This window comes from Clostridium transplantifaecale, assembly GCF_900626075.1.
In the GTDB taxonomy this organism is placed as follows: domain Bacteria; phylum Bacillota; class Clostridia; order Lachnospirales; family Lachnospiraceae; genus Otoolea; species Otoolea transplantifaecalis.
The window spans coordinates 119,152-145,281 of the sequence record NZ_UYZY01000003.1; the positions used below are offsets into that span (position 1 = coordinate 119,152).

Annotated in this window: 23 protein-coding genes; 20 read left to right on the top strand and 3 right to left on the bottom strand. The window is 48.2% G+C overall.

Features of this window, described 5'->3' with window-relative positions; translation table 11 throughout:
* Positions 1-133 precede the first annotated feature (133 nt).
* The 16 genes from EJL91_RS12160 (at position 134) to lysS (ending at position 18,463) form a co-directional block, all read left to right on the top strand.
* Positions 134-631, top strand: a complete 498-nt coding sequence (locus EJL91_RS12160) for a methylated-DNA--[protein]-cysteine S-methyltransferase (protein ID WP_125142254.1) — start codon at positions 134-136, stop codon at positions 629-631.
* A complete protein-coding gene (locus EJL91_RS12165; RefSeq protein ID WP_125142255.1) occupies positions 631-1,935 on the top strand; it encodes a putative glycoside hydrolase in 1,305 nt (434 codons plus the stop codon). Before EJL91_RS12160 ends, EJL91_RS12165 begins: the two co-directional genes overlap by 1 nt.
* Positions 1,932-2,486, top strand: coding sequence for a DUF1653 domain-containing protein (locus EJL91_RS12170; protein WP_125142256.1), 555 nt, complete (start codon positions 1,932-1,934; stop codon positions 2,484-2,486). The genes EJL91_RS12165 and EJL91_RS12170 overlap by 4 nt, the downstream gene beginning before the upstream one ends.
* A 4-nt stretch (positions 2,487-2,490) precedes the next feature.
* Positions 2,491-4,356: an excinuclease ABC subunit UvrC gene (gene uvrC / locus EJL91_RS12175; protein ID WP_125142257.1), complete on the top strand. Its 1,866-nt coding sequence runs from the start codon at positions 2,491-2,493 to the stop codon at positions 4,354-4,356.
* Between the two features lie 200 nt (positions 4,357-4,556).
* On the top strand, positions 4,557-5,483 hold the full coding sequence (gene hprK / locus EJL91_RS12180; protein ID WP_125142258.1) for an HPr(Ser) kinase/phosphatase: 927 nt from the start codon (positions 4,557-4,559) through the stop codon (positions 5,481-5,483).
* A gap of 25 nt (positions 5,484-5,508) precedes the next feature.
* On the top strand, positions 5,509-6,420 hold the full coding sequence (murB, locus tag EJL91_RS12185) for a UDP-N-acetylmuramate dehydrogenase (RefSeq protein WP_125142259.1): 912 nt from the start codon (positions 5,509-5,511) through the stop codon (positions 6,418-6,420).
* A gap of 55 nt (positions 6,421-6,475) precedes the next feature.
* Positions 6,476-7,351: an RNase adapter RapZ gene (gene rapZ, locus EJL91_RS12190; RefSeq protein ID WP_125142260.1), complete on the top strand. Its 876-nt coding sequence runs from the start codon at positions 6,476-6,478 to the stop codon at positions 7,349-7,351.
* Between the two features lie 10 nt (positions 7,352-7,361).
* Positions 7,362-8,321, top strand: coding sequence for a DNA-binding protein WhiA (gene whiA / locus EJL91_RS12195; RefSeq protein ID WP_125142261.1), 960 nt, complete (start codon positions 7,362-7,364; stop codon positions 8,319-8,321).
* 47 nt (positions 8,322-8,368) lie between these two features.
* Positions 8,369-8,623 carry an HPr family phosphocarrier protein gene (locus EJL91_RS12200; RefSeq protein ID WP_125142262.1) on the top strand — a complete coding sequence of 85 codons (255 nt, stop codon included), beginning with the start codon at positions 8,369-8,371 and terminating at the stop codon, positions 8,621-8,623.
* A 104-nt stretch (positions 8,624-8,727) separates the two neighbouring features.
* Entirely contained in the window at positions 8,728-12,207 is a 3,480-nt protein-coding gene (locus EJL91_RS12205; protein ID WP_125142263.1) for a DNA polymerase III subunit alpha, read from the top strand.
* 502 nt (positions 12,208-12,709) lie between these two features.
* A complete protein-coding gene (locus EJL91_RS24590) occupies positions 12,710-13,060 on the top strand; it encodes a hypothetical protein (RefSeq protein ID WP_164516829.1) in 351 nt (116 codons plus the stop codon).
* A 120-nt stretch (positions 13,061-13,180) separates the two neighbouring features.
* The gene (pfkA, locus tag EJL91_RS12210; RefSeq protein ID WP_125142264.1) at positions 13,181-14,155 is read left to right on the top strand and encodes a 6-phosphofructokinase; all 975 of its coding nucleotides are present in this window, start codon (positions 13,181-13,183) and stop codon (positions 14,153-14,155) included.
* Positions 14,156-14,319: 164 nt separating this feature from the next.
* Positions 14,320-14,703: a DUF6145 family protein gene (locus EJL91_RS12215; RefSeq protein WP_125142265.1), complete on the top strand. Its 384-nt coding sequence runs from the start codon at positions 14,320-14,322 to the stop codon at positions 14,701-14,703.
* Between the two features lie 36 nt (positions 14,704-14,739).
* Positions 14,740-15,699 (top strand): tRNA dihydrouridine synthase DusB, encoded by a 960-nt coding sequence (gene dusB, locus EJL91_RS12220; RefSeq protein WP_125142266.1) that lies wholly within the window; start codon positions 14,740-14,742, stop codon positions 15,697-15,699.
* Between the two features lie 313 nt (positions 15,700-16,012).
* Positions 16,013-16,495 carry a transcription elongation factor GreA gene (gene greA, locus EJL91_RS12225; RefSeq protein ID WP_125142267.1) on the top strand — a complete coding sequence of 161 codons (483 nt, stop codon included), beginning with the start codon at positions 16,013-16,015 and terminating at the stop codon, positions 16,493-16,495.
* A 27-nt stretch (positions 16,496-16,522) separates the two neighbouring features.
* On the top strand, positions 16,523-18,463 hold the full coding sequence (gene lysS, locus EJL91_RS12230) for a lysine--tRNA ligase (RefSeq protein WP_125142268.1): 1,941 nt from the start codon (positions 16,523-16,525) through the stop codon (positions 18,461-18,463).
* 239 nt (positions 18,464-18,702) lie between these two features.
* Here lysS and EJL91_RS12235 read toward each other — a convergent pair whose 3' ends face one another.
* Together EJL91_RS12235 and EJL91_RS12240 are read right to left on the bottom strand one after the other, a co-directional pair.
* A complete protein-coding gene (locus EJL91_RS12235; protein WP_125142269.1) occupies positions 18,703-19,029 on the bottom strand; it encodes a YolD-like family protein in 327 nt (108 codons plus the stop codon).
* Positions 19,019-20,284, bottom strand: a complete 1,266-nt coding sequence (locus EJL91_RS12240; protein WP_125142270.1) for a Y-family DNA polymerase — start codon at positions 20,282-20,284, stop codon at positions 19,019-19,021. The genes EJL91_RS12235 and EJL91_RS12240 overlap by 11 nt, the downstream gene beginning before the upstream one ends.
* A gap of 292 nt (positions 20,285-20,576) precedes the next feature.
* On the opposite strand from EJL91_RS12240, the gene glsA (EJL91_RS12245) reads away from it, so the two are divergent.
* Both glsA (EJL91_RS12245) and EJL91_RS12250 read left to right on the top strand, forming a co-directional pair.
* Complete coding sequence (glsA, locus tag EJL91_RS12245) at positions 20,577-21,512, top strand: glutaminase A (protein ID WP_125142271.1); 936 nt, start codon at positions 20,577-20,579, stop codon at positions 21,510-21,512.
* Positions 21,513-21,560: 48 nt separating this feature from the next.
* On the top strand, positions 21,561-22,796 hold the full coding sequence (locus tag EJL91_RS12250) for an Nramp family divalent metal transporter (RefSeq protein ID WP_125142272.1): 1,236 nt from the start codon (positions 21,561-21,563) through the stop codon (positions 22,794-22,796).
* A gap of 58 nt (positions 22,797-22,854) precedes the next feature.
* On the opposite strand, the gene EJL91_RS12255 is transcribed toward EJL91_RS12250, so the two are convergent.
* The gene (locus EJL91_RS12255) at positions 22,855-23,730 is read right to left on the bottom strand and encodes a LysR family transcriptional regulator (protein WP_125142273.1); all 876 of its coding nucleotides are present in this window, start codon (positions 23,728-23,730) and stop codon (positions 22,855-22,857) included.
* A 324-nt stretch (positions 23,731-24,054) separates the two neighbouring features.
* Between EJL91_RS12255 and EJL91_RS12260 the strand changes: the two genes are divergently transcribed.
* Together EJL91_RS12260 and glsA (EJL91_RS12265) are read left to right on the top strand one after the other, a co-directional pair.
* The gene (locus tag EJL91_RS12260; RefSeq protein WP_125142274.1) at positions 24,055-25,038 is read left to right on the top strand and encodes an agmatinase family protein; all 984 of its coding nucleotides are present in this window, start codon (positions 24,055-24,057) and stop codon (positions 25,036-25,038) included.
* Between the two features lie 96 nt (positions 25,039-25,134).
* On the top strand, positions 25,135-26,046 hold the full coding sequence (gene glsA / locus EJL91_RS12265) for a glutaminase A (protein ID WP_164516830.1): 912 nt from the start codon (positions 25,135-25,137) through the stop codon (positions 26,044-26,046).
* Positions 26,047-26,130: the final 84 nt, after the last annotated feature.

Below are 26,130 nucleotides of genomic sequence, written 5' to 3' on the forward strand. Positions count from 1 at the left end.
TGAATCAGGAAAGCAAAGCATTCCGGCTCCCCGGCCCCCGCCCCAGCAGTGAAACGCGCTCCTAGTTCACAGCCCGCCCTTTCCACCCCAGTCACCCTTCCACCCCCTCATTCCAAGAAAGAAGGTCTCCCATATGCGATACACAATCCAAATTCAAACCCCAATCGGCCCGCTCCTCCTTGCAGAGGAAAATAACGCCTTAACCGAGATATCATTCGCTGTAAAAGAACCAAAAACTTTTCAGGCCGGCCGCCAGGCGGAGTCTGTCGAACAGGAGACACCTTTGCTTTTGGAGACAAAACGCCAACTGGAAGAATATTTTGCCGGAACGCGAAGGACATTTGACATCCCGCTCTCCATGCGCGGAACCTCCTTCCAGAAACAGGTTTGGGATCAGCTTCTGACGGTCCCATACGGAGAAACGATCACATACGGAGAAATTGCAGCAAGAATAGGAAATCCGAGAGCCGGCCGTGCAGTCGGCATGGCGAATCATCATAATCCAATCCCGATCATTGTGCCGTGCCACCGTGTAATCGGCGCTGACGGCCGTCTGACAGGATACGGCGGCGGGCTGCCGATTAAAGAAAAGCTCCTCGAATTAGAACAGAAACACAGGGGAACCAAGTGATGAGAAAGTGGCTGATTTTAAGCATATGCGCCTGTCTGCTGACCGGGTGCACACGGTATAATCCGGCGGAAATGCCGGATATCGTCCAGGAAGAGACGGAAAACGGAGCCATGGAAAATGCTGCCACGGGCAGCGATGCCGTCGGAAACCCGGTTGAAACCGGGGCCGACGGAGAGCAGAGCCGGACAGGCCAGACCCCGGAAAATTCCGGCAGTGCGGAAAACACCCCCAAGGGACCGCTGGCGGTCAAGCTTGAGAAGATTCTTCAGATTACCGATGGGGACGATCTTCTCGATCAGCGCGAACCGGTAAAAGTAAAAGGCATCTATGTTTCTGCCTACGTGGCTGGGAATGAGAAGATGATGGATAATATTATAGCGCAGATCGATGCGACGGAACTGAATGCGGTAGTCATAGATTTCAAAAATGACGACGGCCGCATCACCGCGCCCACAGATTCGGAGATGTTCAGTGAGATAGACGCATGTAAAGCTTATATCCCGGATCTGGAAGCATTGCTTCAAAAACTGAAAGAACACGATATTTATACCATAGCCCGGATAGTGGCCTTTAAAGATCCGTATCTGGCTGAGAAAAAGCCGGAGTGGAGCCTGAAGAAAGCGGACGGTTCCCTCTACAGGGATAAAAAAGGCCTAGCCTGGGTAAACCCATACAGACAGGAAGTGTGGGACTATCTGGTGGAAGCCGGGACAAAAGCGGCCGATGCCGGTTTCGATGAGATACAGTTTGACTATATCCGCTTTGCCACCGATTCCACGATGCGCGAGGTCGTGTTCGATGAGGAGGAGACAAAAGGGCGTTCCAAGACAGATATCATTGCGGAATTTACCGAATACGCCTTTGATAAGCTGACGCCTCTCGGAGTATTCGTATCCGCCGATGTCTTCGGCGCGATTATCGGGAGCGAGGAGGACGCCGGCGCGGTAGGCCAGATTTACGGCGAAATGGCGCAGAATCTGGATTATATCTGTCCGATGATTTACCCATCCCATTACGGCGACGGTAACTTTGGCCTGGATCACCCGGATATGCATCCCTATGAGACAGTTCTCGGGGCGCTCAAGAAGTCGGAGGCCGAGCTTTCATCCTATCCTGAGGAGGAACGCCAGGCAATCGTCCGTCCGTGGCTCCAGGACTTTACGGCAACTTATCTGAAACATCACATTAAATATGGCAACGAAGAGATACGCAGGCAGATCCAGGCCGTATACGATGCGGGATATGAGGAATGGATTCTGTGGAATGCATCAAACAACTATCATTACGGAGGGCTTGAACAATGAATGCAGTTCCAAAACCAGGTGAATTTTACAGACACTTTAAAAATAAAATGTACCAGATCATGGCAGTGGCAAACCACTCGGAGACTGGTGAAAAAATGGTGGTTTACCAGGCGCTTTACGGAGATTACAGCGTCTGGGTCCGCCCTCTTGCCATGTTTATGGAAGAGGTGGACCAAAGCAGATATCCGGATGTTGTGCAGAAATACAGATTCGAGCGGGTATATCCCGGGCAGGAACAGGATGCCGCAAATCATGCTGCAGGGACGGCTGAAAGCCCGGCTGCGGACAGGGAAATGCACCCATATACCAGACCGGAGGAGGCGGCCGTCAGCCCGATGCTCTTAGAATTTCTGGACACGGAATCTTTTGAGGAACGGCTGGCTATCCTTCAGCGGATGAAAGGCAGGGTTGGGCAGAGAGAGGTAGACAGCCTGTGCCTTTGCCTGGACGCAAAACCGTCCGACGGAACCATCGAGGAACAGCTTGACGGATTGAAACAATATCTGAGAATGCAGCAGAGATACGACGCATCCAGACTGCGCCGGGGATAAGAAGATGTTTAATATTGAAGAAGAACTGAAGAAACTTCCGGCCCAGCCGGGAGTTTATATTATGCATGACATAAAAGACGAAATTATCTATGTAGGAAAAGCCATCAGCCTGAAAAACCGTGTGCGCCAATATTTCCAGAGCAGCCGGAACAAGACTTCCAAGATTGAGCAGATGGTGTCGAGGATTGCACGGTTTGAGTATATTGTGACAGACTCGGAGCTGGAAGCGCTCGTTTTAGAGTGCAACCTGATCAAGGAACACAGGCCCCGCTACAACACCATGCTGAAGGATGACAAGACTTATCCTTATATCAAGGTGACGGTGGCAGAGGATTATCCCAGGATCCTGTTTTCACGAATCATGAAGAAAGATAAAAATAAATACTTCGGGCCGTTTACCAGCGCAGGGGCCGTGAAGGACACGATTGAGCTGATCCACAAGATTTACCATATCAGGACCTGCACAAGAAAGCTGCCCCAGGACATCGGAAAGGACAGGCCCTGCCTGTATTATCATATCCACCAGTGCGACGCCCCCTGTCAGGGGTATATTTCAAAGGAGGAATACCAGCAGTCCGTAAAACAGGCCCTGGATTTTCTGGGTGGAAAGTACGAGCCGGTGATGAAATATCTGGAAGACAGGATGATGGCCGCCTCGGAGGAGATGGAGTTTGAAAAGGCCATCGAATACAGGGAACTGCTTGGCAGTGTCAGGAAAGTGGCGCAGAAACAGAAGATTACCAGTCAGAGTATGGACGATCGGGATATCATCGCCATGGCAAAGGACGACAGGGACGCGGTGGTCCAGGTATTCTTTGTCAGGGACGGCCGTCTGATCGGCAGGGAACATTTCCATATGTCCATTTCCTCGGCCGAGGAGGACCGGCAGATTTTGAACAGCTTTGTCAAACAGTTCTATGCGGGGACACCGTTTATTCCGCATGAGATATGGGTGCAGGAGGAGCTGGAGGACGAGGAGGTCATCAGCAGTTTCCTGACATCGAGAAGAGGGCAGAAGGTAAAAATCGTCGTTCCGAAAAAAGGCAGCAAGGAACAGCTCGTGGAGCTGGCTGAAAAGAATGCGAAAATGGTTCTTTCCCAGGATAAAGAGAAGATTAAGAGGGAAGAACTGCGCACCATCGGGGCGATGAACCAGGTGGGAGAATGGATTGGCTTAAAAGGCGTCAAGAGGATAGAGGCTTATGATATTTCCAATATCAGCGGTTTTGAATCGGTCGGTTCCATGATTGTTTATGAAGACGGCAGGCCAAAGAGGAATGATTACAGAAAGTTCCGCATAAAAACTGTTAAAGGACCCAATGATTATGCCTCCATGAGAGAGGTGCTGACACGCCGTTTTTCACATGGACTGGAGGAGACGGAAAAACTGAAGGCGGAGGGCGGCGACACGGCCTTTGGAAGCTTTACCAGATTTCCGGACCTTATCATGATGGACGGCGGAAGAGGACAGGTAAACATTGCCCTGGAAGTGCTTGAGAGCCTGCAGATCGTGATTCCAGTATGCGGTATGGTTAAGGATGACAACCACAGGACGCGGGGACTCTATTATAACAATGTGGAGATACCGATTGATCACCATTCGGAGGGATTCCGGCTGATTACAAGAATACAGGATGAGGCTCACCGTTTTGCGATCGAATATCACAGAAGCCTGCGCAGCAAGGAACAGGTGCGCTCCGTTCTGGATGATATAAAGGGAATCGGGCCTGCCAGAAGAAAAGCCCTGATGCGTCATTTTAAGACGATTGAGGCGGTCAGGGACGCGGGAGTCGAGGAACTGGCCGGAGCGCCGCAGATGAACCGGAACGCAGCCGAGGCCGTATATAATTTCTTCCATGGAGAAGAATAAGCGAAACAGTTTCCGTCCTCCGCAAGCTGTTTTTGGCAGCCTGTAAAACAGGAACGGGGAGTGAAACGGAACCGTCCTGCCGCAGTTGATGACAAGCGGTAAAAGTTGTGATAGGATAAAGGAAAGATTTCAAAGCTGCCGTACACGGGCGTGAACGGCCAGATTCTGAAAAAATGCCACAGAGAAGGAGAATGAGGACCATGTATGGAGTTACGATTACGGAACTGATAGAAAAACTGGGGCTTCGCAATATGACAATGGAGCTGGATACGGACGCGATTGTGTTGGTACATCCGGATATTAACCGCCCGGCTTTACAGCTGACCGGATTTTTTGACCATTTTGACAAGGATCGAGTTCAGATTATCGGATATGTGGAGCGCGCTTATCTCGATAAGCTGACCCCAGAGCGCCGCCATGAGGTATATGACGCCCTGATTTCCAGCCAGATCCCCTGTCTTCTTTACAGCCGGGGAATGATGCCGGATGAAGATGTGCTGGAGCTCTGCAACCATTATGAAGTTCCATGCATGGTTTCGGAGAAGACGACTTCAGATTTAATGGCGGAAATCATACGCTGGCTCAATGTCAAACTGGCTCCAATGATCAGCATCCATGGGGTGTTGGTGGACGTATTTGGCGAGGGAGTCCTGATTATGGGGGAGAGCGGGATTGGAAAAAGCGAGGCTGCGCTTGAACTGATTAAGCGGGGACACCGTCTTGTAAGTGACGACGTGGTGGAGATACGCCGCGTCAGCGACGAGACGCTCATCGGTTCGGCGCCCGATATCACCAGGCATTTTATTGAACTCCGCGGCATAGGTATCATTGACGTGAAAACACTGTTTGGTGTGGAGAGCGTTAAGGACACTCAGTCCATCGATATGGTAATCAAACTGGAAGAATGGGACAGAGAGAGAGAGTATGACAGACTAGGAATGGAAGATCAGTATACGGAATTCCTTGGCAACAAGGTAGTCTGCCATTCAATCCCGATTCGCCCGGGCAGAAATCTTGCCATTATCGTGGAATCGGCGGCTGTCAATTACAGACAGAAGAAAATGGGGTATAATGCGGCCAGGGAGCTTTACAACCGCGTCCAGGCCAACCTCGCGAGAAAAGATTGAAAACAGAAAACAGGCAGGATATAACATGAACAATTTTTTTGAGAGACTTTGTCTGGCAGCAGGAGACGGTCAGGTGAAAAAAGACGAGATGATGAGCGGGCATACCACGTTCCGCGTGGGAGGGCCGGCATCCTATTTCGTGTCGCCGGACGGTGACGAAGCGCTTAGAAATGTGCTTCTTCTCTGCCAGGAGGAACAGATGCCGTATTATATACTTGGCAACGGAAGCAATCTTTTAGTAAGTGACAAGGGTTATGACGGCGTTATGATTCTGATGGGGGAGAGCTTTTCGGGGATCCGTGAAGATGAGCCGTGTGAGATTACGGCCGGTGCAGGAGCGCTGCTCTCCAGAATCGCCAAAGAGGCAATGGAGCGTTCGCTGACGGGCTTTGAGTTTGCTGCCGGAATTCCGGGAACGCTAGGCGGCGCGGCTGTCATGAATGCAGGAGCCTACGACGGAGAGATGAAGGATGTCTTAAAGTCGGTCAGGGTCATGGATAAATCGGGCAGGATTCTTACTCTTACCAGAGATGAACTGGATCTGGGCTACCGTCACAGCTGTATCCCGGAGAGGGAATACACCGTCCTTTCCGCCGTTATTTCCCTGAAGAAGGGCGATCGGGAGAAGATTCAGGAAAAGATGGCCGAACTGGCGAAAAAAAGGCGCGATAAACAGCCGCTTGAGTATCCGAGCGCGGGAAGCACATTTAAAAGACCGGCCGGTTATTTTGCCGGTAAGCTGATAGATGATGCCGGAATGCGGGGCTACCGGGAAGGCGGCGCCCAGGTTTCCGAGAAACACTGCGGTTTTGTCATCAACTGCGGAGGCGCTACGGCGGAAGATATCCGTTCCCTGTGCCGTTCTGTGCAGAGAAAAGTAAAAGAGACATCAGGGGTGGACCTGGAGACAGAAGTACGTATGATAGGCTGGGATTAATACCATCAGCAGATACGGCGCTAAACGGACACAGGAATGACAGAAGGAGAAAAAAATGCGGCTTGTAATTGTTACCGGAATGTCGGGAGCAGGGAAGACGGCGGCTCTCAAAATGCTGGAAGATATGGGATTCTACTGCGTAGATAACCTGCCGATTCCGCTCGTCGGTAAGTTTGCGGAGCTGGTGGAGAGCAGCAGCGGAGATATAAAAAGCGGCGCGTTGGGAATCGACGTCAGGAGCGGCGAGGAGCTGTGTGAACTTGAAAAAACACTGTGTGAGTGGGATCGGCTCAAATTCCCGTATGAGATTTTGTTTCTGGATGCCAGCGATGAAATTCTGATTAAAAGATATAAAGAAACAAGGAGAGCGCATCCTCTGGCAGGCACCCAGCGGCTGGACCGCGGGATTGCCAAAGAGAGGGAGAAACTGAAGTTTTTAAAAATACGGGCGGATTACATACTGGATACCAGCAAGCTGCTGACAAGGGAGCTGAAGGTGGAGCTTGAGAAAATTTTTGTGGACCATGAAAGATTTTCCAGTCTGTTCGTAACCGTGCTGAGTTTTGGATTTAAATATGGAATTCCTTCCGATGCGGATCTTGTTTTCGACGTCCGTTTCCTTCCGAATCCCTACTATGACGACGCTCTCCGTTACCTCACCGGTAATGAAGAAGGGGTTCAGGAATTTGTGAAGCAGGGAGGAGCTGCCGATATTTTCCTTGATAAGCTTTATGATATGATTGGCTTTCTTCTGCCATACTATGTCCAGGAGGGTAAAAACCAGCTGGTTGTCGCCGTCGGCTGTACCGGAGGCAAACACCGCTCCGTTACCATCGCAAACATGCTGTATGAGAAGCTTGAAAGCCACAGGGATATCGGACTTAAGATAGAACACAGGGATATTGAAAACGATAGTAAGGTTAAGAAATAGAGGTGGAGAGATGTCATTTTCTTCCCGCGTGAAAGAGGAACTGTCGCGGCAGATCAGCTCGGCCAGACACTGCCAGATAGCGGAAATTGCCGCTATCTTAAGCCTGTGCGGCAAAGTGCATATTGATGAAGAGGATCATTACAGCATCCGTATCCACACGGAAAATGTGGCGGTTGCGAGAAAATACTTTACATTATTGAAAAAAGCATTTAATATAGGAACTGATATTTCTATCCGGAGAAACGCATTCCTGAAAAAGAACAGGACTTATACGGTGGTAATACGGAAACATGAAGACGCAATCCGCGTACTGGAGGCGTGTAAGCTTCTGGATGAACACGGGGAAGTGTGGGAGAATTTATCCGTAGTGAAGAACCTGGTTGTCCAGAATCCATGCTGCCGCAGAGCTTTCATAAGGGGTGCATTTCTGGCAGCTGGATCTATCAGTGATCCGGAAAAGTTTTATCATTTTGAGATTGTCTGCGCTTCGACGGAGAAGGCGGAACAGCTCAGGGCCATGATAGCAACTTTTTCAATTGATGCGAAAATAGTTGTCAGGAAGAAGTATTTTGTGGTATATATAAAAGAAGGAAGTCAGATTGTGGAGATTCTTGGCGTGATGGAAGCACATGTAGCCCTGATGGATCTGGAGAATATCAGGATTCTGAAGGAGATGAGAAACAGTGTGAACCGTCAGGTGAACTGCGAGACGGCCAATATTAACAAAACAGTTTCGGCTGCCGTAAAGCAGCTGGGGGATATTACGTACATCCGGGATACAGTGGGGCTTGACTATTTGCCGGAAACACTGGCAGAGATTGCTGAGGTCAGGCTGGACAGGCCGGATGCGACGCTAAAAGAATTAGGAGAGAGCCTGGATCCCCAGGTAGGTAAATCCGGAGTAAACCATCGGCTTAGAAAGATCAGTACAATCGCAGAAAACCTGAGAGCTCAGAAGGAACAGGTATAAGGAAGAAAGCGATGGTGTAAGTTCTTTTGGAAGATGAGGAGGATATTATGAAGAGTAAGGAAATCAAAATTCAACTTGAATCAGGTCTGGAAGCAAGACCGGCCGCTATGCTCGTTCAGGTTGCCAGTCAGTATGCCAGCAGCATCTATCTGATAGACGGAGATAAAAATATCAATGCCAAAAGTATCATGGGCATGATGACTCTCACTCTGCAGGCAGGCGAGGAAGTTAAGGTACAGGCCGACGGCGAGGATGAAGATACGGCAATTGAAGGAATCGAAAAATATCTGACGAACAGTTAAGTTTACAGTAGGGGCTGCTGCAGGGAAACCATTGCAGCAGCCTTTTTAATCGGCGGTGTATGGCCGGCTGAATCGGAATCGCCGCGGGAAAGGAGAACAGGGGAGTGGCATTTACTCATCTGCATGTGCATACGGAATACAGTCTGCTGGATGCGTCCAGTAAGATAAAGGAATTGACAGCCAGGGCCAAGGAGTTGGGAATGGACAGCCTGGCTATTACCGATCATGGCGTTATGTACGGAGTGATCGATTTTTACCGGGCCGCAAAGGAAGTGGGCATTAAGCCGATTATCGGCTGCGAGATATATGTGGCGCCGGGCTCACGTCTGGACCGCGAGAATGTGAACGGGGAGGATCGGTATTACCACCTGATTCTGCTGGCGGAAAATAATGTGGGCTACCAGAACCTGATGAAAATTGTTTCAAAAGGCTTTGTCGAAGGTTTTTATTATAAACCGAGAGTCGATTACGAGGTGCTTAGCCAATTCAGTGAGGGGCTCATCTGCCTCAGCGCCTGCCTGGGCGGTGAGGTGCAACGTTACCTCTCCCGCGGTATGTATGAGGAAGCATGCAAATCGGCGCTCAAATACCAGGAAATTTTCGGCAAGGGGAACTTCTTCCTGGAGCTTCAGGACCATGGAATACCGGCACAGAAGACGGTGAACCAGGGGCTTCTTCGCATGAGCCAGGAACTGGATATCCCGCTGACAGCCACGAATGACTGCCATTATATTTATAAAGAAGACGTGGAATCGCACGACATTCTGCTCTGTATCCAGACGGGCAAGAAGGTAACCGATGAAAACAGGATGAGATATGAGGGCGGCCAGTTTTACTTAAAATCGGAGGAGGAGATGAGGAATATCTTCCCATACGCCGCCGATGCACTGGACAACACTCATAAGATAGCCGAGCGCTGCAACGTGGAAATCGAGTTCGGCGTGACAAAGCTGCCGCAGTTCGACGTACCGGAGGGATACACTTCATGGGAATATCTGCAGAAACTTTGTTTTGACGGGTTCCATAAACATTACCCGGACGACGACGGGACGCTTAAGGAAAGGCTCGAATATGAGCTGGGGGTCATACAGTCCATGGGATATGTAGACTATTTCCTGATAGTCTGGGATTTTATCCATTTTGCAAAAGTACACGATATCATGGTGGGGCCGGGACGCGGTTCCGCTGCCGGAAGTATAGTGGCATACAGTCTGGGTATCACCGATATCGATCCCATCCGCTATCAGCTTCTCTTTGAGCGTTTCCTGAACCCGGAGAGAGTTTCGATGCCTGATATCGATATTGACTTCTGTTTCGAGCGCAGGCAGGAAGTTATTGATTACGTGGTGAGCAAATACGGCAAGGACAGGGTGGTGCAGATTGTCACCTTCGGTACGCTGGCCGCAAAAGGCGTGGTCCGCGACGTCGGACGCGTGCTGGACATGCCCTATGCCAAGTGCGACTCGATTGCCAAGATGATCCCCGGTGACCTGGGAATGACGCTCGACAAGGCGCTAAAAGCCAGTCCCGACCTCCGCAATGCCTATCAGGAGGATGAGGAAGTCAAATACCTGATCGACATGAGCCGGAGGCTGGAAGGCCTGCCAAGGCATACTTCCATGCATGCAGCAGGAGTCGTAATCAGTAAGGCGTCGGTGGACGAGTATGTGCCTCTTTCCAGGGCGGCTGACGGTTCGATTACGACCCAGTTTACGATGACGACGCTGGAGGAGCTTGGACTTCTGAAGATGGACTTCCTGGGACTGCGTACCCTGACGGTGATCCAGAATGCGGTCCGCCTGGCTGAGAGAACATGCAATAAGACAATCGATCTCTATCAGATTGATTATAATGATAAAAATGTGCTGAATTCCATTGGAACGGGAAAGAATGACGGCGTATTCCAGCTTGAGAGCTCCGGTATGAAGAGCTTTATGAAGGAGCTGAAACCGGAGAACCTGGAAGACATCATAGCCGGTATCTCCCTCTACCGTCCGGGCCCGATGGACTTTATCCCGCGATACTTAAAAGGAAAGAACGACAAGCAGTCCATCACCTACGAGTGCCCGCAGCTGGAACCGATTCTGGCGCCGACTTACGGCTGTATCGTATACCAGGAGCAGGTAATGCAGATCGTGCGGGATTTGGCCGGATATACGCTCGGACGAAGCGATCTGGTGCGGCGCGCGATGTCGAAGAAAAAAGGTTCCGTCATGGAGAAGGAGCGCCAGAACTTTGTTTACGGCAATGAGGAGGAAGGCGTTAAAGGCTGTATCGCCAACGGAATCGACGAGAAGACGGCAAACCACATTTACGACGAGATGATCGACTTTGCAAAGTATGCATTTAACAAGTCGCATGCGGCGGCCTATGCGGTAGTCTCCTACCAGACTGCCTATCTGAAATATTACTATCCGGTAGAGTTCATGGCGGCGCTTATGACTTCAGTTAAGGATAATGTCTCCAAGGTATCCGAGTATATCATGGCCTGCCGCCAGATGGGGATGAAGATTGTGCCTCCTGACATCAATGAGGGAGAGGGCGGTTTCTCTGTTTCCGGCGGTTCTATCCGCTATGGCCTGTCCGCGATCAAGAGTATCGGCCAGTCCGTTGTGGGAGAGATCGTGAGGGAGCGTGAGGAGAGAGGGTTTTATAAGAGCCTGGAAGACTTTGTCGACCGGATGAGCAGCAAAGAGGTAAACAAGCGGACGCTGGAAAGTTTTATCAAATCGGGCGCCATGGATTCGCTGCCCGGTACCAGGAAACAGAAATTCCTCGTGTCGGCCCAGCTTCTGGACCAGAAGAACAAGGAAAAGAAAAATTCCATGGAAGGGCAGATGTCCATGTTCGATATCGTAGGGGAAGAGGAAAAAGAAGATTTCCAGATTACGTTCCCTAATGTGGGGGAATATACAAAAGAGGAACTTCTGGCATTTGAGAAGGAGATGCTGGGCGTTTACATCAGCGGCCATCCTATGGAGGCCTATTTCGGCCTGTGGGAGAAGAATGTGACGGCTAAGACCTCTGACTTTATGGTGGATGAGGAGACCGGTGAGGCGGAAATCAGGGATGGTGCATTTGTGACTATCGGCGGCATGGTGACGGCTAAGACGGTGAAAACCACAAGAAATAATAAGATGATGGCTTTTGTGACGATAGAGGATCTGGCCGGAAGCGTGGAAGTCCTTGTGTTCCCGAGGGATTACGAAAAGAAACGGCAGTTTCTGGAGCAGGATGCCAAGATATTTATTACCGGCAAGGCATCCATCGGAGATGATCCAGTAGGCAAGCTGATCTGCGAACAGGTAATCCCGTTTGACGCGGTCCCAAGGGAAGTGTGGCTTCAGTACCCCGACAAAGAAACGTATTTTTCCAGTGAGCAGGAACTCCTGAATATGCTCAGGGGATATGAGGGCAGCGACCAGGTGATTGTCTATCTGGGAAAGGAAAAAGCCAAAAAAGCGCTTCCGCGGAACTGGAATGTGGAGGCGAAGGAAGAACTTCTGGCTGCCCTTAGGGAGAAACTGGGGGAAAAGAATGTGAAGGTGATTGAGAAGACGATTGATAAGGCGGCAAGGAGATAAAGGGGGAGTTAGTTGAGGTGTGAGGACGCCTCTGTAAGACGGCGGACGGGGGAGTGGGAGGGTGTTGATGAGTCTTCAGTCCCGGTTGGTAGGGTGTGGTGAGGGGGGGAATCCAGGAGAAAAAATTCCTACGGGGACTCGCTCTCGCTTGTGGAATGCGCAGCGGATGCTAGATTCGAAAAGACCTCATCAAGCACCGGCGGATTCCAAGGTCCCCTTCGGAAAGTTTTCTCCTTCCTTCCCCGGGCAGGTTGTCGGCGGGACTGAAGACTCAGCGAAGGTTGTTGCCCCGTCCGCCGGCTTCAGGGGCTGATTGTCTCTTTCGTCAAGGGGGAGGAGGTATTGTCGCTTCCACGATATAGTCGTGATTCTTTTACTTTCTGACGACATCCTGGGCGGCATAAAAAGAGTATCAGAATAAACACTCTAAGATTATAAGATTATAAGTTTACATGGTCTCATAGTGAACAGGATGTAGTTTTCAGGCAGCCTGAGAAACGTAGTGGCAGCGGCAAGCGCCTCCCTTTTTGAAGAAAGAGGACAGATCAGCCGCCGCAGGCCGGGGACCGGGCCGCTATCCTGGGCTGAGTCTTTCGTCCCGGTCATAACCTTCCCGCGGGGAAGAAGGGAGAAAAAGATTCCGGAGGGAACCTGGGAGTTCATTGGTACTTACCGAGGTTTTTTCGAGGTTAGTACCATTATGTACTCCAACGAGCGCAAGCGTTTCCCGGAGGAACTTTTTCTGCCCGGATTCCCCGCTCACGACAACTTGACGCCCGGGACGAAAGACTCATCGATCTTCCTCACCACCCCGGTCCCCGGCCTGACGGCGGCGTCCTCATTTCTCAATTAAATCCCTAGTTAAAAAAATATCACAAACCCCTTGAAAAGAAGCATAAAATGCATTAGAATAAGATGAATTGAGGAAAAAACCAGATTTGCTGACAGAAATAGCGGGATGGAGGAATATGCTATGACAAAAGAGGTAAAGACGATCGGTGTTTTAACCAGCGGTGGGGATGCGCCGGGAATGAATGCGTGTATCAGGTCGGTTGTGAGAACAGCCATCAACAAGGGAATGAAGGTAAAAGGCATTATGAGAGGTTATGCCGGACTGCTTCAGGAAGAGATTGTTGATATGGACGGTACAAGCGTTGCGGATACCATCGGACGCGGCGGCACGATTCTTTACACGGCACGATGTCCCGAGTTTACCACAGCCGAAGGACAGAAAAAGGGTGCTGAGATTTGCAAGAAACATGGAATCGACGGTCTGGTGGTAATCGGCGGCGACGGTTCTTACCGCGGTGCGGGAAAGCTTTCCGCCCTGGGTGTGAACACGGTAGGCCTTCCGGGAACCATCGATCTTGACATAGCCTGTACCGATTATACGATTGGTTTTGACACCGCAATTAATACGGCGATGGAGGCCATTGATAAAGTAAGGGATACATCCACATCCCATGAGCGATGCAGTATTATAGAAGTTATGGGACGTCATGCAGGTTATATCGCCCTCTGGTGCGGTATTGCCAACGGTGCGGAGGACATTCTTCTTCCGGAGCGATATGACGGCAATGAACAGGTTCTGATTAACAGAATTATAGAGAACAGGAAACGCGGCAAGAAACACCACATTATTATCAATGCGGAGGGAATCGGCCATTCGGCTTCCATGGCAAGAAGAATTGAGGCGGCTACCGGTCTCGAGACGAGGGCTACAATTCTCGGATATATGCAGAGGGGCGGTGCGCCGACCTGTAAGGACAGGGTTTACGCATCCATCATGGGCGCAAAGGCGGTGGAACTTCTGGCAGAGGGAAAGACAAACAGGGTTGTTGCTTACAAGCACGGCGAATTTGTAGACTTTGATATTCAGGAAGCGCTGAATATGACGAAAGATATTCCGGAAGATCAGTACGAGATCAGCAAGCTCCTGGTGAGATAAACGGTACGGTTTTAACGATAAAAAGAAAGAAACGGTGAAGGGAAGACTTTCAGACTTCTCACCGTCATCGACAAAGGCATGATGTCCGGAGGACAGAATGCCTTTTGATGTGTAACGGAGGCAGAAAAGCAACGGAGGACAGAAAAGTAACGGAGGGCGGAAAAATGGAACATATGGCAGGCCGGAACGAAGGGGAGAATATAGTTCTCTGCGGAGCCAACTCCTATGTGGAAAAATATTATTTTAACGAGCAGTTTGCAGGACTCCCGGAGGGAGTAAAAGAGGAATTGAGGATTATGTGTGTGCTCTTCACGGAAGATGTGGGAGGCACGATGATGCTGGAATTCACCCCGGAAGGGACACTGGAATTCCGGGTGGAGGCCGAGGAGACGGATTACCTTTTTGATGAGATAGGCAGCGGCTTAAAGATCAGGCAGTACCAGAGAGAAAAAAGGGAGCTTTTGGAATCGCTGGAACTCTACTATAAGGTCTTTGTCCTCGGAATGCCGGCGGACGGGCTGCTTGACGATACAGAGGAAACGGATTAAATAAAAGTTGCGATTCACATAATAAAGGCAGGACAGATGAAGTTAAAAATAGGAAATGTAGAGCTGGAGAATAATGTGACGCTGGCCCCGATGGCCGGTGTGACGGACCTTCCGTTCCGGCTGCTGTGCAAGGAGCAGGGATGCGGCCTGATGTGCACGGAGATGGTCAGCGCCAAAGCGCTTCTTTATAATAACAGAAATACGAAGCCGATCCTTGAGATGAGGGAGGAAGAACGCCCGATTGCAGTCCAGCTGTTCGGTTCCGATCCCGGCATTATGAGCGATATGGCTCTTAGGCTGGAAGAGGGACCGTATGATATCATCGACGTCAATATGGGCTGCCCGGTCCCGAAGATTGTGAATAATGGAGAGGGTTCGGCTCTGATGAAGAATCCAAAGCTGGCGGAGGAGATACTCACGGCAATGGTGAAAAAACTGCACAAGCCCGTAACAGTCAAATTCCGCAAGGGATTTAACGATGACTGCGTCAACGCGGTGGAATTTGCACGGATGGCGGAAAGCTGCGGAGTGGCTGCGGTCGCCGTCCACGGCAGGACGAGGGAGCAGTACTATTCCGGCAAAGCGGACTGGGACATCATCCGGCGGGTAAAAGAGGCCGTGAAAATACCGGTAATCGGAAATGGAGATATTTTCACACCAGAAGATGCCGGACGTATGATGGAAGAGACCGGCTGCGACGGAATCATGGTAGCCAGAGGAGCGAAGGGAAATCCATGGCTGTTCAGGCGCATTAACCATTACCTCGACACGGGAGAGCTTTTGCCGCCTCCGACTAAGGAGGAACTGAAGGCAACAATCATCCGGCACGGGGAACTGCAGACGGGATACAAAGGCGAAGAGATTGCAATGCGGGAAATGCGTAAGCATGTGGCGTGGTATACGGCGGGGTATCCGAATTCGTCTTCGCTGAGAAATGACATTAACAAGGTCAGTACGATGGAGGAATTAATCGCCCTGATCGAAGAACGGATTTAAATGCGGAGGACGATGGTAAACCCTTGTTACTGTTTACACAGGATGTATTCCGCGAGGTGTTTTCACGTTTTTTCGTGAAAATCCCGAGTTGTGCCGCGCGAAACGGCGTTTTGCCGTTTCTGTGCATCGCGAAGCGTGTTATTGTTCGCAGCACAGCTGCTTTCAGCTGGGATGTGAACAGTAACAAACCCTTGTAAATAAACGGAAAACGCCGTTTCCGATTCTTGACAAGGGGGACTTTATCAGTTATAATAATGCGATGCAATATTAGAACGATTTCGGAGACGAATTATCGGAAGGAAGGATAGTTGTCATGGCAGAGAAGAAAAATATTTTAACGTATGCAGGTCTTAAGCAGTATGAAGATGAACTGCAGGATCTGAAGGTGAATAAACGTAGAGAGATCGCCCAGAAAATTAAGGAAGCAAGAGAGCAGGGAGATTTATCCGAGAACGCGGAGTACGATGCAGCGAAAGATGAGCAGAGAGACATCGAGGCCAGGATCGAGGCCCTTGAGAAGCTTCTCAAGAACGCAGAAGTCGTTGTGGAAGACGAGATCGACCTTGACAAGATCAGCGTTGGCTGTAAAGTAAAACTTCTGGATGTGGAAGAGGACGAGGAGATGGAGTTTAAGATCGTCGGTTCCACAGAGGCGAACAGCCTTCAGAACAAGATTTCCAATGAGTCTCCCGTAGGCCATGCACTGCTTGGCAAGAAACAGGGCGAGACGGTAAAGGTAGAGACACAGGCAGGAATGATTCACTATAAAATCCTGGAAATTCAGAGAGTATCATAATCTAAGTTCACAAAGGAGTGGAAGAAATTGGCAGAGCAGAATCAGCAGAACCAGCAGAATAAGAAGGAAGAGCAGGATTTAAACCAGCTTCTTAAGGTGCGCCGCGACAAACTGGCGGAGCTTCAGGAGAGTGGCAGAGATCCGTTTCAGATTACGAAATTTGACGTGACGGCACACAGCGCCGACGTGAAGGATCACTTTGAGGAGATGGAAGGCAAAGAGGTAACCCTGGCAGGACGCATGATGTCCAAACGTGTCATGGGTAAGGCATCTTTCTGCAACATCCAGGACTTAAAGGGAAATGTTCAGTCTTACGTTGCCAGAGACAGTATCGGCGAAGAGTCCTATAAAGAATTCAAGAAGATGGATATCGGTGACATCGTAGGAATCAGAGGCACGGTATTTAAAACCAAGACAGGAGAGATTTCCATCCATGCGGAGGCCGTAACCCTTCTTTCCAAGAGCTTACAGATTCTGCCGGAGAAATTCCACGGCCTTACTAATACAGATATGCGTTACAGACAGCGTTATGTGGATCTGATTATGAACCCGGAGGTGCGTGATACATTTGTAAAGCGTTCCCAGATTCTTAAGGAAGTCCGCAACTTCCTCGACGGCCGCGGTTTTATGGAAGTTGAGACACCAATGCTGGTTCCGAACGCAGGCGGCGCAGCCGCAAGACCTTTCACGACACACTACAACGCACTGGACGAGGACGTGAAACTGCGTATCTCCCTGGAGCTGTATTTAAAGAGACTGATTGTAGGCGGTCTTGAGAGAGTATACGAGATTGGACGTGTATTCCGTAACGAGGGCGTGGATACGAGACACAACCCGGAATTCACCCTGATGGAGTTATATCAGGCATACACGGATTATTACGGAATGATGGAACTCGTGGAGACTATGTTCCGCGAAGTGGCGAAGAAGGTTCTCGGCACAGCGAAGATCGTGTACGACGGTGTTGAGATCGATTTGGAGAAGCCGTTTGAGAGAATTACAATGGTGGATGCCCTGAAGAAATATAAGGGAATCGACTTTACAACCATTAAGACGGACGAGGAAGCAAAAGCTCTGGCCGATCAGTACCATATCGAATATGAGGCCAGACATAAGAAGGGCGATATCCTGAGCATGCTGTTTGAGGAGTTCGTAGAGGAACACCTGATACAGCCTACCTTTATCCTGGATCATCCGATCGAGATTTCTCCTCTGACCAAGAAGAAACCGGAGAATCCGGAATACACGGAGCGTTTTGAGCTGTTTATCACAAAGAGAGAGATGGCGAACGCATATTCCGAGTTAAATGATCCTCTGGATCAGATTGAACGTTTCAAGGCACAGGAAGCGCTGCTGGCGGCAGGTGACGAGGAAGCCAACTCCATGGATGACGACTTTGTCAACGCGCTGATGGTAGGTATGCCTCCAACAGGCGGAATTGGCATCGGTATGGACCGTTTTATCATGCTGCTTACCGACTCCTATGCAATCAGAGATGTTCTGCTCTTCCCGACGATGAAGACGCTCGGCGGCTCCGACACATCTGCAAAAGCAGAGAAGACGGCACAGGAGGGCAGAGTGCAGGAAACTATCGATTTTTCAAAGGTAAAAATCGAACCGCTTTTTGAGGAAATGGTGGATTTTGAGACATTTGCAAAATCTGATTACAGGGCTGTTAAGGTGAAAGACTGTACGGCAGTTCCCAAGAGCAAGAAACTTTTAAAGTTTACTCTAGACGACGGTTCCGGCACAGACCGCACGATTTTAAGCGGAATCCATGAGTATTATGAGCCGGAAGAGCTGATTGGTAAGACTGCAATAGCAATCGTGAATCTGCCTCCGCGTCCTATGATGGGCATCGACTCCTGCGGAATGCTGATCTCAGCAGTTCATGAGGAGGATGGAAAAGAAGGTTTGAATCTTTTGATGGTGGATGACCGTATCCCAGCAGGCGCAAAGCTGTACTAAAATTTCCTGATTTTTATCTCTCAAATCGGATACCGAACAGGCATAGGCGAAAAGAACGGTAAATGAATAAAATTAATTCAGGACATTTCCTATTTTTGGGAAATGTCCTTTTTACTTATTTTACTTCATAGGACGTATGTACTATGAAGTAAAATAACGCTCCGTATAAATTGTACAGCGGCAGTGATTTCTCTTGCCAGGAGATGAAAACGGCGATGGATAAAGCCGAAGTCAAATGCCTACGTATCAAAAAAATCTCCCTGTATCTCATAGATATCATCAAAAAGGATTTTCGTATTGATAATTTTCAGGATCCGGCTGGTCAGTTCTAAAGAGGAGACCATGCCGGTGATTTTGATATATTCACCGTTCCGGAAATAGATAACCGTGATAATGTCGTTCTTTTTTATCTGACGGAGCCGCCGGTCGAGCTCTTCCTTGCTCTCTTCAGAAAGTTCGGAGCGGGGAACGATGATGCGCTCCTTCTGTGCCAGCGCCTCTCGGAATCCCTTCAGACAGTCGAAGGGAGCAAAGATTTTCGCACGTTCTGTTTTTTCACTGCTCACCGCTTTTGTGACCTCCTATCTGCTGATTGCGTTCCAGCGTTGTGGCTGCCTTCTGTAAATCCATGCCCTTTAAAATAGCGTTATTCCCGAACTTCTTTTTAATATTCAGGACGGCCAGCTGGACATCCCGGTCCTTCTGTAATTCGGCCGGATCTGTAAACAGATCATACTGTTCATAAGCCTCGTCCACCAGTTTATTAAATGAGATGCCGATCCGGCGGATGGGGATGAGACGGTTGACAATGTTCTGGTACAGTTGTGTAAAATGCTTTGTGATGACCTTCACCGAATTAGTCGTAACCGGCATTGTGACGCTGCCCCTTGACGATTTCATCCCTTTTTGGGTGTAGCCCACATAGAGGGACAGGGAGTTGGTAACGAGGGTTTTATCAACCAGATCCAGACAGAGCAGATCTACCATCTCTTTGAGAATCAGGAGGCCGTCGTCATAGCTGTATTCTGTCATAAGCACCTGGACCGTGGACAGGGAACTTTCCTTGGGACGGTATGCCTTGATCTCGGCAATGGTTGTAGGTTCACGGCCCCAGGCATGATCGATCAGGTATTCCGCGTCTACCCCAATCAGCTTATAGAGTATGGCTTCATCAACATGGGCGATATCCTTCATCGTATAAATTCCAACGCCTGCAAGACGGCTGGAAATGCCCTTTCCGATCCGCCAGAAGTCGGTGAGAGGCTTGTGGTTCCAAAGAGTCTTCTGATACAGGGACTCATCCAGGTAACCGATATTATCCTCCGCGTGTTTTGCTGTAATATCCAGGGCGATTTTACTAAGATATAGATTCGTACCAATCCCGCAGGTAGCCGTAATACCCAGGAAACTACGGATGTCGTCCATGATTCGCACGCCCAGCTCCTTTGCCGTAAGCTGGTAGAGCTCCAGATAGTCGGTGACATCCATAAACGCCTCATCCACGGAATAGACGTAGATGTCTTCTTTTGAGATATATTTCAGATAGATGGCATAGATCTCTGCAGAATATTCGATATAGAGCTGCATCCGCGGAGGGGCCATAATATACTCAATTCCCTGCGGAATCTCATATACCCTGCACCGGTTGGGAACGCCGAGCGCTTTCAGTGAGGGTGAGACGGCCAGACAGATTGTGCCCCGCTCGCGTTCGGGATCGGCGACCACAAGATTTGTTGTTAGCGGATCAAGGCCGCGCTCGGCGCATTCGACCGAGGCATAAAAAGATTTTAAATCAATACAGAGATAGATATGATCCGACATGGCATCCTCCCGTTGATACTTAATTATACACTAAAGAATAATACAGATTCTTTATACAGGAAATTCCCAAAGGAGTTCTAAAAATATTATAACAAACAAATGTTCGTATGTAAACAGGGAAACTTTTACTGTTCTATTTTGTCAGATTAAAGTCTAATTTGGACTAAATTACAAGAAATATAAGAATTTTACTTTTATTTAACGATATATTATTATGAATCCAAGTAAACGGAATGTGCACAATCTGCTTAATAAGACTTAATTATTAGATACAAACGAAAGGAGTTTCTCTTTGAAATCAGAAAATATAAAAATCCATAAGATTCTCGACGAGGCATATGAATCTGCAAATGCTTTGGTTGGAACTGGTCAGATGCCTGATTTTATTCCTGCTTTAGAAGACATTGACCCAAAAAGAATATCTATCAGCCTGACAGATATGAGCGGTAATACATACTGTGCCGGAAATTATGATGGCAAATTCTCTATTCAGAGTATATCAAAAATCATACTTCTTGAACTGGCTATAAGAGAGGTTGGTGAAGAAACAGTTTTTTCAAAAATTGGCGTTGAACCGAGCGGTACTGGGTTTAACTCTCTGTTTCGACTGGAACTTTTAGAGAAGAAACCGGCAAATCCCTTTATCAATCCTGGCGCGATGGTTTCAGCAAGCTGCATCAAGGGACGTAGTCTCGAAGAGAAGTACGAAAAGTTTCGAAATCTGGCGGGTGAATTGCTCGGTAATCCTGATATTTCTTACTCAAAAGAGGTTTGTCATTGTGAAATGACTACAGGCCATAGGAACCGGGCTCTGGCCAGTCTCCTGATTGCTAATGGCATCTATGACGGAGATCCTGAGGAATATCTTGAATTGTACTATCGCGGATGTGCGTTTTATGCCAGTACATCTGAGGTGAGTAGGTTTGGAGCTATTCTTGCTAATGACGGAATAAAGCCAGGCACGGAAACACGCCTCCTGCCTAAACATCACTGTGAACTATTCCGATCACTTATGGCGACCTGCGGAATGTATGATTCTACTGGTAAATATGCAGTGGAGGTTGGTATACCGGCGAAAAGCGGCAGTGGAGGCGGAATCATTGCGGCAGCTAGGGGAAAAGCAGGGCTGGCTGTATATAGTCCTGAATTGGACGGAAGAGGAAACAGTGTTTGTGGAATGCAGGCATTAAAGTACATTTCAGAACATCTGAATCTTAGAACATATTAATGATAGATGGCAAACTCAAAATACAGCAGACAAATCGGGGGAATATTTATGAAGGATAGGCCAGTATATGAAAAAAGTTCTCTGTCAACAAAATTAAAATCGATGGGGCCGGCGCTTGTAATTGTTGGTTCTTTCATCGGACCGGGTTCCATCACCAGTTCCACAAAAGCAGGAGCAAATTATGGATTCGCACTTATATGGTGCGTAACATTTTCAATAATTGCCGTTGTAGTTTTGCAAGGCATGGCTTCACGCCTGGGTATTGTGACCCATAAAGGAATCTGTGAAAATTTGATGGATGATTTTAGTGATAGACCTACATTAAAATGGATTGTGGCAATAGGGGTGACCGTACCAATCGCTTTAGGCGGACTTGCCTACATGGGAGGTGATCTTACAGGAACGGCATTGGGAATCAGCGCTTTAACAGGTGTTCCTATTAGAATTGTTGCAGCTATTTGGGGCGTTGGAGTTCTGATTATCAGCATGAAAAACAATGCACTGAAATGGATTGAAAAACTACTTGGCTTGTGTGTCGCGCTTATGTGTGTGGTTTTCACAGTTACTATGTTCGTAGTAAAGCCGGATTGGGGTGTAGTCTTCAAAGGTGCATTTGTCCCGTCTGTTCCCAAAGGTTCATTGATGACCTGTATCTCCATGATCGGAACAACAGTGGTTCCTTACAACCTGTTTCTCCATGCCAAGAGCTCCGCTGAAACTTGGGATAATCCTGCCCGTGATATCCCCATCTCTGAGTTTGGAGACAGGCTGACGATGATTCTTGGTGGCTGTGTAACCGCCGCCGTTGTAGTAACGTCTGGTGCGGTTATGCGCGGAATGCAGGTTGAGAATGCGATTGATATGGCTCAGCAGCTCAAACCAACCTTGGGAGGGTTAGCCGTTCCCTTTATGGCTACCGGTCTTATTGCCGCAGGCATTTCCTCAGCAGTTTGCACTCCTTTGGGCGTATCCTATGTTTGTGCAGGGCTTTTTGGATGGAAGTGCGATAAAAGCGATAAGCGTTTTGCCGCGACCAATATTATCGTGGTAGTATTTGGTATTTTTATTGCTCTGTCCGGCTTTTCACCGACCTCAATTCTCATGACTGCGCAGGCAGTCAACGGCATCTTCCTTCCTACAAGCGTTCTTGCCACAATATTTCTCACAAACAGGAGAAAGATAATGGGTGAATACGTTAATACCCCGCTCCAGATTGCGCTTGGGCTATTTGTGTTTGCGGTAGCTCTCATTATGGGTGTTAGCAGTGTAGTTTCGTTGTTCTAAAAATAGTCGCGACTCAAAGCACAATTTTTACTTCCGTCCGTCCGCCAGACAGTGAAAATTATGATCCCATATTGACAAAATACTTTTTGATTTCATCTATAAAAATAGGGGCAAACGCATTGTTCAAACGATTGTGATAGACTACGTAAACTTCGTGTTTAGGGCATGGAACATCAAGGTCATACGAAATAAAACTGCGCTCCTCAAGCTCATGGGCTATAGATGTCGGCAGAATAATCCAGCTCTTTTCTTTTTGCAAATAACGTTCGGCGGTATGCGTTACATTTACGCGGTTTTTGACCAATTCCATTTTCCACCACGTTTCATGCCAGTTCTTAAAAGTATTTCCAAAATCCTCGTAGATTTCATCTTTGGGCGAGAGCATACTTGGGTGAATACGTGTATTTGGGGCTGGAGAATTATTTGTTTTTCTCATCACAACACGATAAGATTCCTCATACAGCATTTCAGATTTAAGATCAGAAAAGGGAGCCGGTGCGTGGGTGATGCCAATCTCTACGATTTTGTCTTCTACAAGACTGAATATTTCATTTGTATGATGATCCTCCAGCGTAACGTGGAGCGTCGGATATAAATCCTGCAAAGAGTGTATCAGCGGCGGAAGAAGGTATTCCTGTACGCTGTTGATACAGGCAATCGAAAGAGAAAAAAGCCCTTCACGATACTTTAGGTTTTGCGCCTGTTCATAAAGAAGCAATATTTGAGACGCTATTTCTGCCAAAGATTCTCCTGCTGGCGTGGGGATGCAGGATTGCCCCCGGTTTCTTATAAAAAGGTCAATCCCAAGTTCATTTTCCAATTGCCGTAACCGCTTACTCAAGGCCGATTGGGATATAAACTGATGGACTGCCGCTTTTGTAATATTTTTACAACGATAAATGGACAGGAAGATTTCAAGATCATCCATTGTCATTTTATTCACCTCCAGCGGGAGTAATTAAATACTTATATATTATAACACAATTATCATCAATACAACTTTTTTATTGAAAGGAGCGGTTATTTAGCTGTTTTCTATAGACGGAATAAAGAAAGCACAAGTCAGAGTCAAACCATATATAGATGAAAACCCGTTTGTGCGCTTGCAGAATTTGGATGAATACTTCAGTTGGAAAAGTCTACGTAAAATTGGGCTGAATCAGATTTACGCTTTCGAAGATATAGTATTAGATGTCCATATTTTATCAGCATGTAAATAAAAACACCAAGGCTCTTGGTAATATAAGGAGGTAAAACAATGAAAAACAAACCAGTGTGTTATGAACCCGGAGTAATCCGCCCTGAGCTTTACCCTGGCATTCCGACTTTTATTGGGCTACCGGCAGCCAGAAGCAAAGACGATATCAAAGGTCATGATTTTTGTATCATGGGCAGCCCCTGGGAAGGCACATCCACCTATGGCGGAATCAATGGCGCCGATACCAGTACGCAGTACATTCGCTCCGTGTCTTCCCGCTACAGCGGATATCTGCCAGATTTTGATTTTGACATTTTTGATGAGCTCTCTGGCTGCGATTACGGCGACTGCGCGACAAAACACGGAGATCGTGATTTCACCTTCCGAAGTGTTGAAAATCATGTGACAGATATTCTTGAGGCGGGTGCAATTCCCATCATCTTTGGCGGAGATCACGGTCTTTCCTATCCTCAGTTTAAGGCATTTGCGAAGCATTATGGCGGTAATGTCGGGTTGATTCATTTCGACGCCCATATGGACAACTGCAACACCTTTGGCGAAGACCCCTATGCTCGATGCTGTCCGTTCCATCGCTGCTATGACATTGAGGGATTTGATCCCAAGAATATGGTTTCCATTGGTATTCGTGGTCCACGCAATCACTATAATGCTCTGAAAGAAGCGAAAAAGTATGGCGCTTCCGTTATTACCGCGTGGGAAGCCAGGGAAATCGGCATCAGGGAAACAATCCGAAGAGCAATTGAAATTGCTTCCAATGGCACTGAAACGTTCTATGTGACTGTCTGTTCCGATGCACTGGATGTGGCCAACAATCTGAGCGGTCCCAATGATCATTGCGGTTTCACGACTTATGATCTGGCTTATATGCTCCATGAGTGCGGTTTGAATGGCTGCAAGGGCTTTGACTTCATGGAAGTTCTTCCCTGTACAGATCTTCACAACGCATCCAGCCATGGCGCCTGCTGGATGGCCATTTACATGATGTCGGGTATGGCGAAACATATACTAAAAGAAAAGAAATAACCATGCTTTCTAAGATTATCAAGATCTTACTATAAAGTGAGGCTGCGTTTATTCTTTATTTTGCGGATTTGAAGATATCTATTAATGAGGTGTATAATGCAAGAATTGATTCAAGACGCAATCAAACTGACTGGCCGATATGCAAGTGAGGGCAGTCCGGCAGAGTATCTTTCCACTCTGTCAGATGGGGACTTCTCTCAGTTTGGAATATGTCTCACGGACTGTCTGGGAAACACTTACGCAGGAGGTGACAGCAATTTCCTGTTCAGTATCCAAAGTGTTATAAAGGTTCTTATTCTGGCAGCGGCCCTGCAAGACAGCGGACTTGAAAAATTACACAAAGCAGTCCGCTTTGAACCAACGGGCGATAGCTTTAATTCAATTTTACGTCACGAAGACGCCACACAACGCCCTTTTAATCCGATGATAAATGCTGGAACATTTGCTGCAATATCGGTTGTTGCCGGAAATGCTGAAACACGTTTCGGGAAAGTTCTTTCTTTGCTCCGTCAGATGGCTGATGATGACAGCATTGATTATGATCGTGGAATTTATCAGGCGGAGTACATCAGTGGTGACCGCAACCGTTCGCTTGCATATATTCTTCGTTCCGGAGGCATTTTTAAAGACTCAGTAGACGAAATTCTGGATGTTCATTTCAAAACATCTTCAATTCTTGTCAATTGCGTCCATCTGAGCAGGATTGGCGCTGTTTTGGCAAATGACGGCATATCGCCTCTTACAGGCCGATTGATACTGCGCAGTGAGCATGCCCGCCTGATACGTACGGTAATGGCAACTTGCGGGTTATATGACGGCTCCGGTGAATTTGCTGTTTCTGTCGGTATTCCCGCTAAAAGCGGTGTTTCCGGTGATATTATGGCATCTGTAAAAAACAAGGCCGGTATCGGGGTTTATTCCCCTGCTCTGGATCCGAATGGAAACAGCGTCTGTGGAATGAAAGCAATACAGTATTTAGCCGAACAGTTAAATCTGGCTATTTATTAAATATATTGAGAAGACCATGATTAGTATCTCCCGTCTTTCAGATTATCATTTAATTACGTTTCCAGACAGAGAATAATGATTGAC

Excerpts from the sequence above, each read along its gene's own strand:
- EJL91_RS12200 (WP_125142262.1), top strand. The coding sequence starts at position 8,369 with ATGAAGAGTAAGGAAATCAAAATTCAACTTGAATCAGGTCTGGAAGCA.
- uvrC (WP_125142257.1), top strand. The coding sequence starts at position 2,491 with ATGTTTAATATTGAAGAAGAACTGAAGAAACTTCCGGCCCAGCCGGGA.
- EJL91_RS12255 (WP_125142273.1), bottom strand. The coding sequence starts at position 23,730 with ATGACAATGGATGATCTTGAAATCTTCCTGTCCATTTATCGTTGTAAA.
- EJL91_RS12240 (WP_125142270.1), bottom strand. The coding sequence starts at position 20,284 with ATGTCGGATCATATCTATCTCTGTATTGATTTAAAATCTTTTTATGCC.
- rapZ (WP_125142260.1), top strand. The coding sequence starts at position 6,476 with ATGCGGCTTGTAATTGTTACCGGAATGTCGGGAGCAGGGAAGACGGCG.
- EJL91_RS12215 (WP_125142265.1), top strand. The coding sequence starts at position 14,320 with ATGGAACATATGGCAGGCCGGAACGAAGGGGAGAATATAGTTCTCTGC.
- murB (WP_125142259.1), top strand. The coding sequence starts at position 5,509 with ATGAACAATTTTTTTGAGAGACTTTGTCTGGCAGCAGGAGACGGTCAG.
- glsA (WP_164516830.1), top strand. The coding sequence starts at position 25,135 with ATGCAAGAATTGATTCAAGACGCAATCAAACTGACTGGCCGATATGCA.
- EJL91_RS12160 (WP_125142254.1), top strand. The coding sequence starts at position 134 with ATGCGATACACAATCCAAATTCAAACCCCAATCGGCCCGCTCCTCCTT.
- EJL91_RS12170 (WP_125142256.1), top strand. The coding sequence starts at position 1,932 with ATGAATGCAGTTCCAAAACCAGGTGAATTTTACAGACACTTTAAAAAT.
- EJL91_RS12250 (WP_125142272.1), top strand. The coding sequence starts at position 21,561 with ATGAAGGATAGGCCAGTATATGAAAAAAGTTCTCTGTCAACAAAATTA.
- whiA (WP_125142261.1), top strand. The coding sequence starts at position 7,362 with ATGTCATTTTCTTCCCGCGTGAAAGAGGAACTGTCGCGGCAGATCAGC.
- hprK (WP_125142258.1), top strand. The coding sequence starts at position 4,557 with ATGTATGGAGTTACGATTACGGAACTGATAGAAAAACTGGGGCTTCGC.
- greA (WP_125142267.1), top strand. The coding sequence starts at position 16,013 with ATGGCAGAGAAGAAAAATATTTTAACGTATGCAGGTCTTAAGCAGTAT.
- EJL91_RS12165 (WP_125142255.1), top strand. The coding sequence starts at position 631 with ATGAGAAAGTGGCTGATTTTAAGCATATGCGCCTGTCTGCTGACCGGG.
- EJL91_RS12260 (WP_125142274.1), top strand. The coding sequence starts at position 24,055 with ATGAAAAACAAACCAGTGTGTTATGAACCCGGAGTAATCCGCCCTGAG.
- dusB (WP_125142266.1), top strand. The coding sequence starts at position 14,740 with ATGAAGTTAAAAATAGGAAATGTAGAGCTGGAGAATAATGTGACGCTG.
- pfkA (WP_125142264.1), top strand. The coding sequence starts at position 13,181 with ATGACAAAAGAGGTAAAGACGATCGGTGTTTTAACCAGCGGTGGGGAT.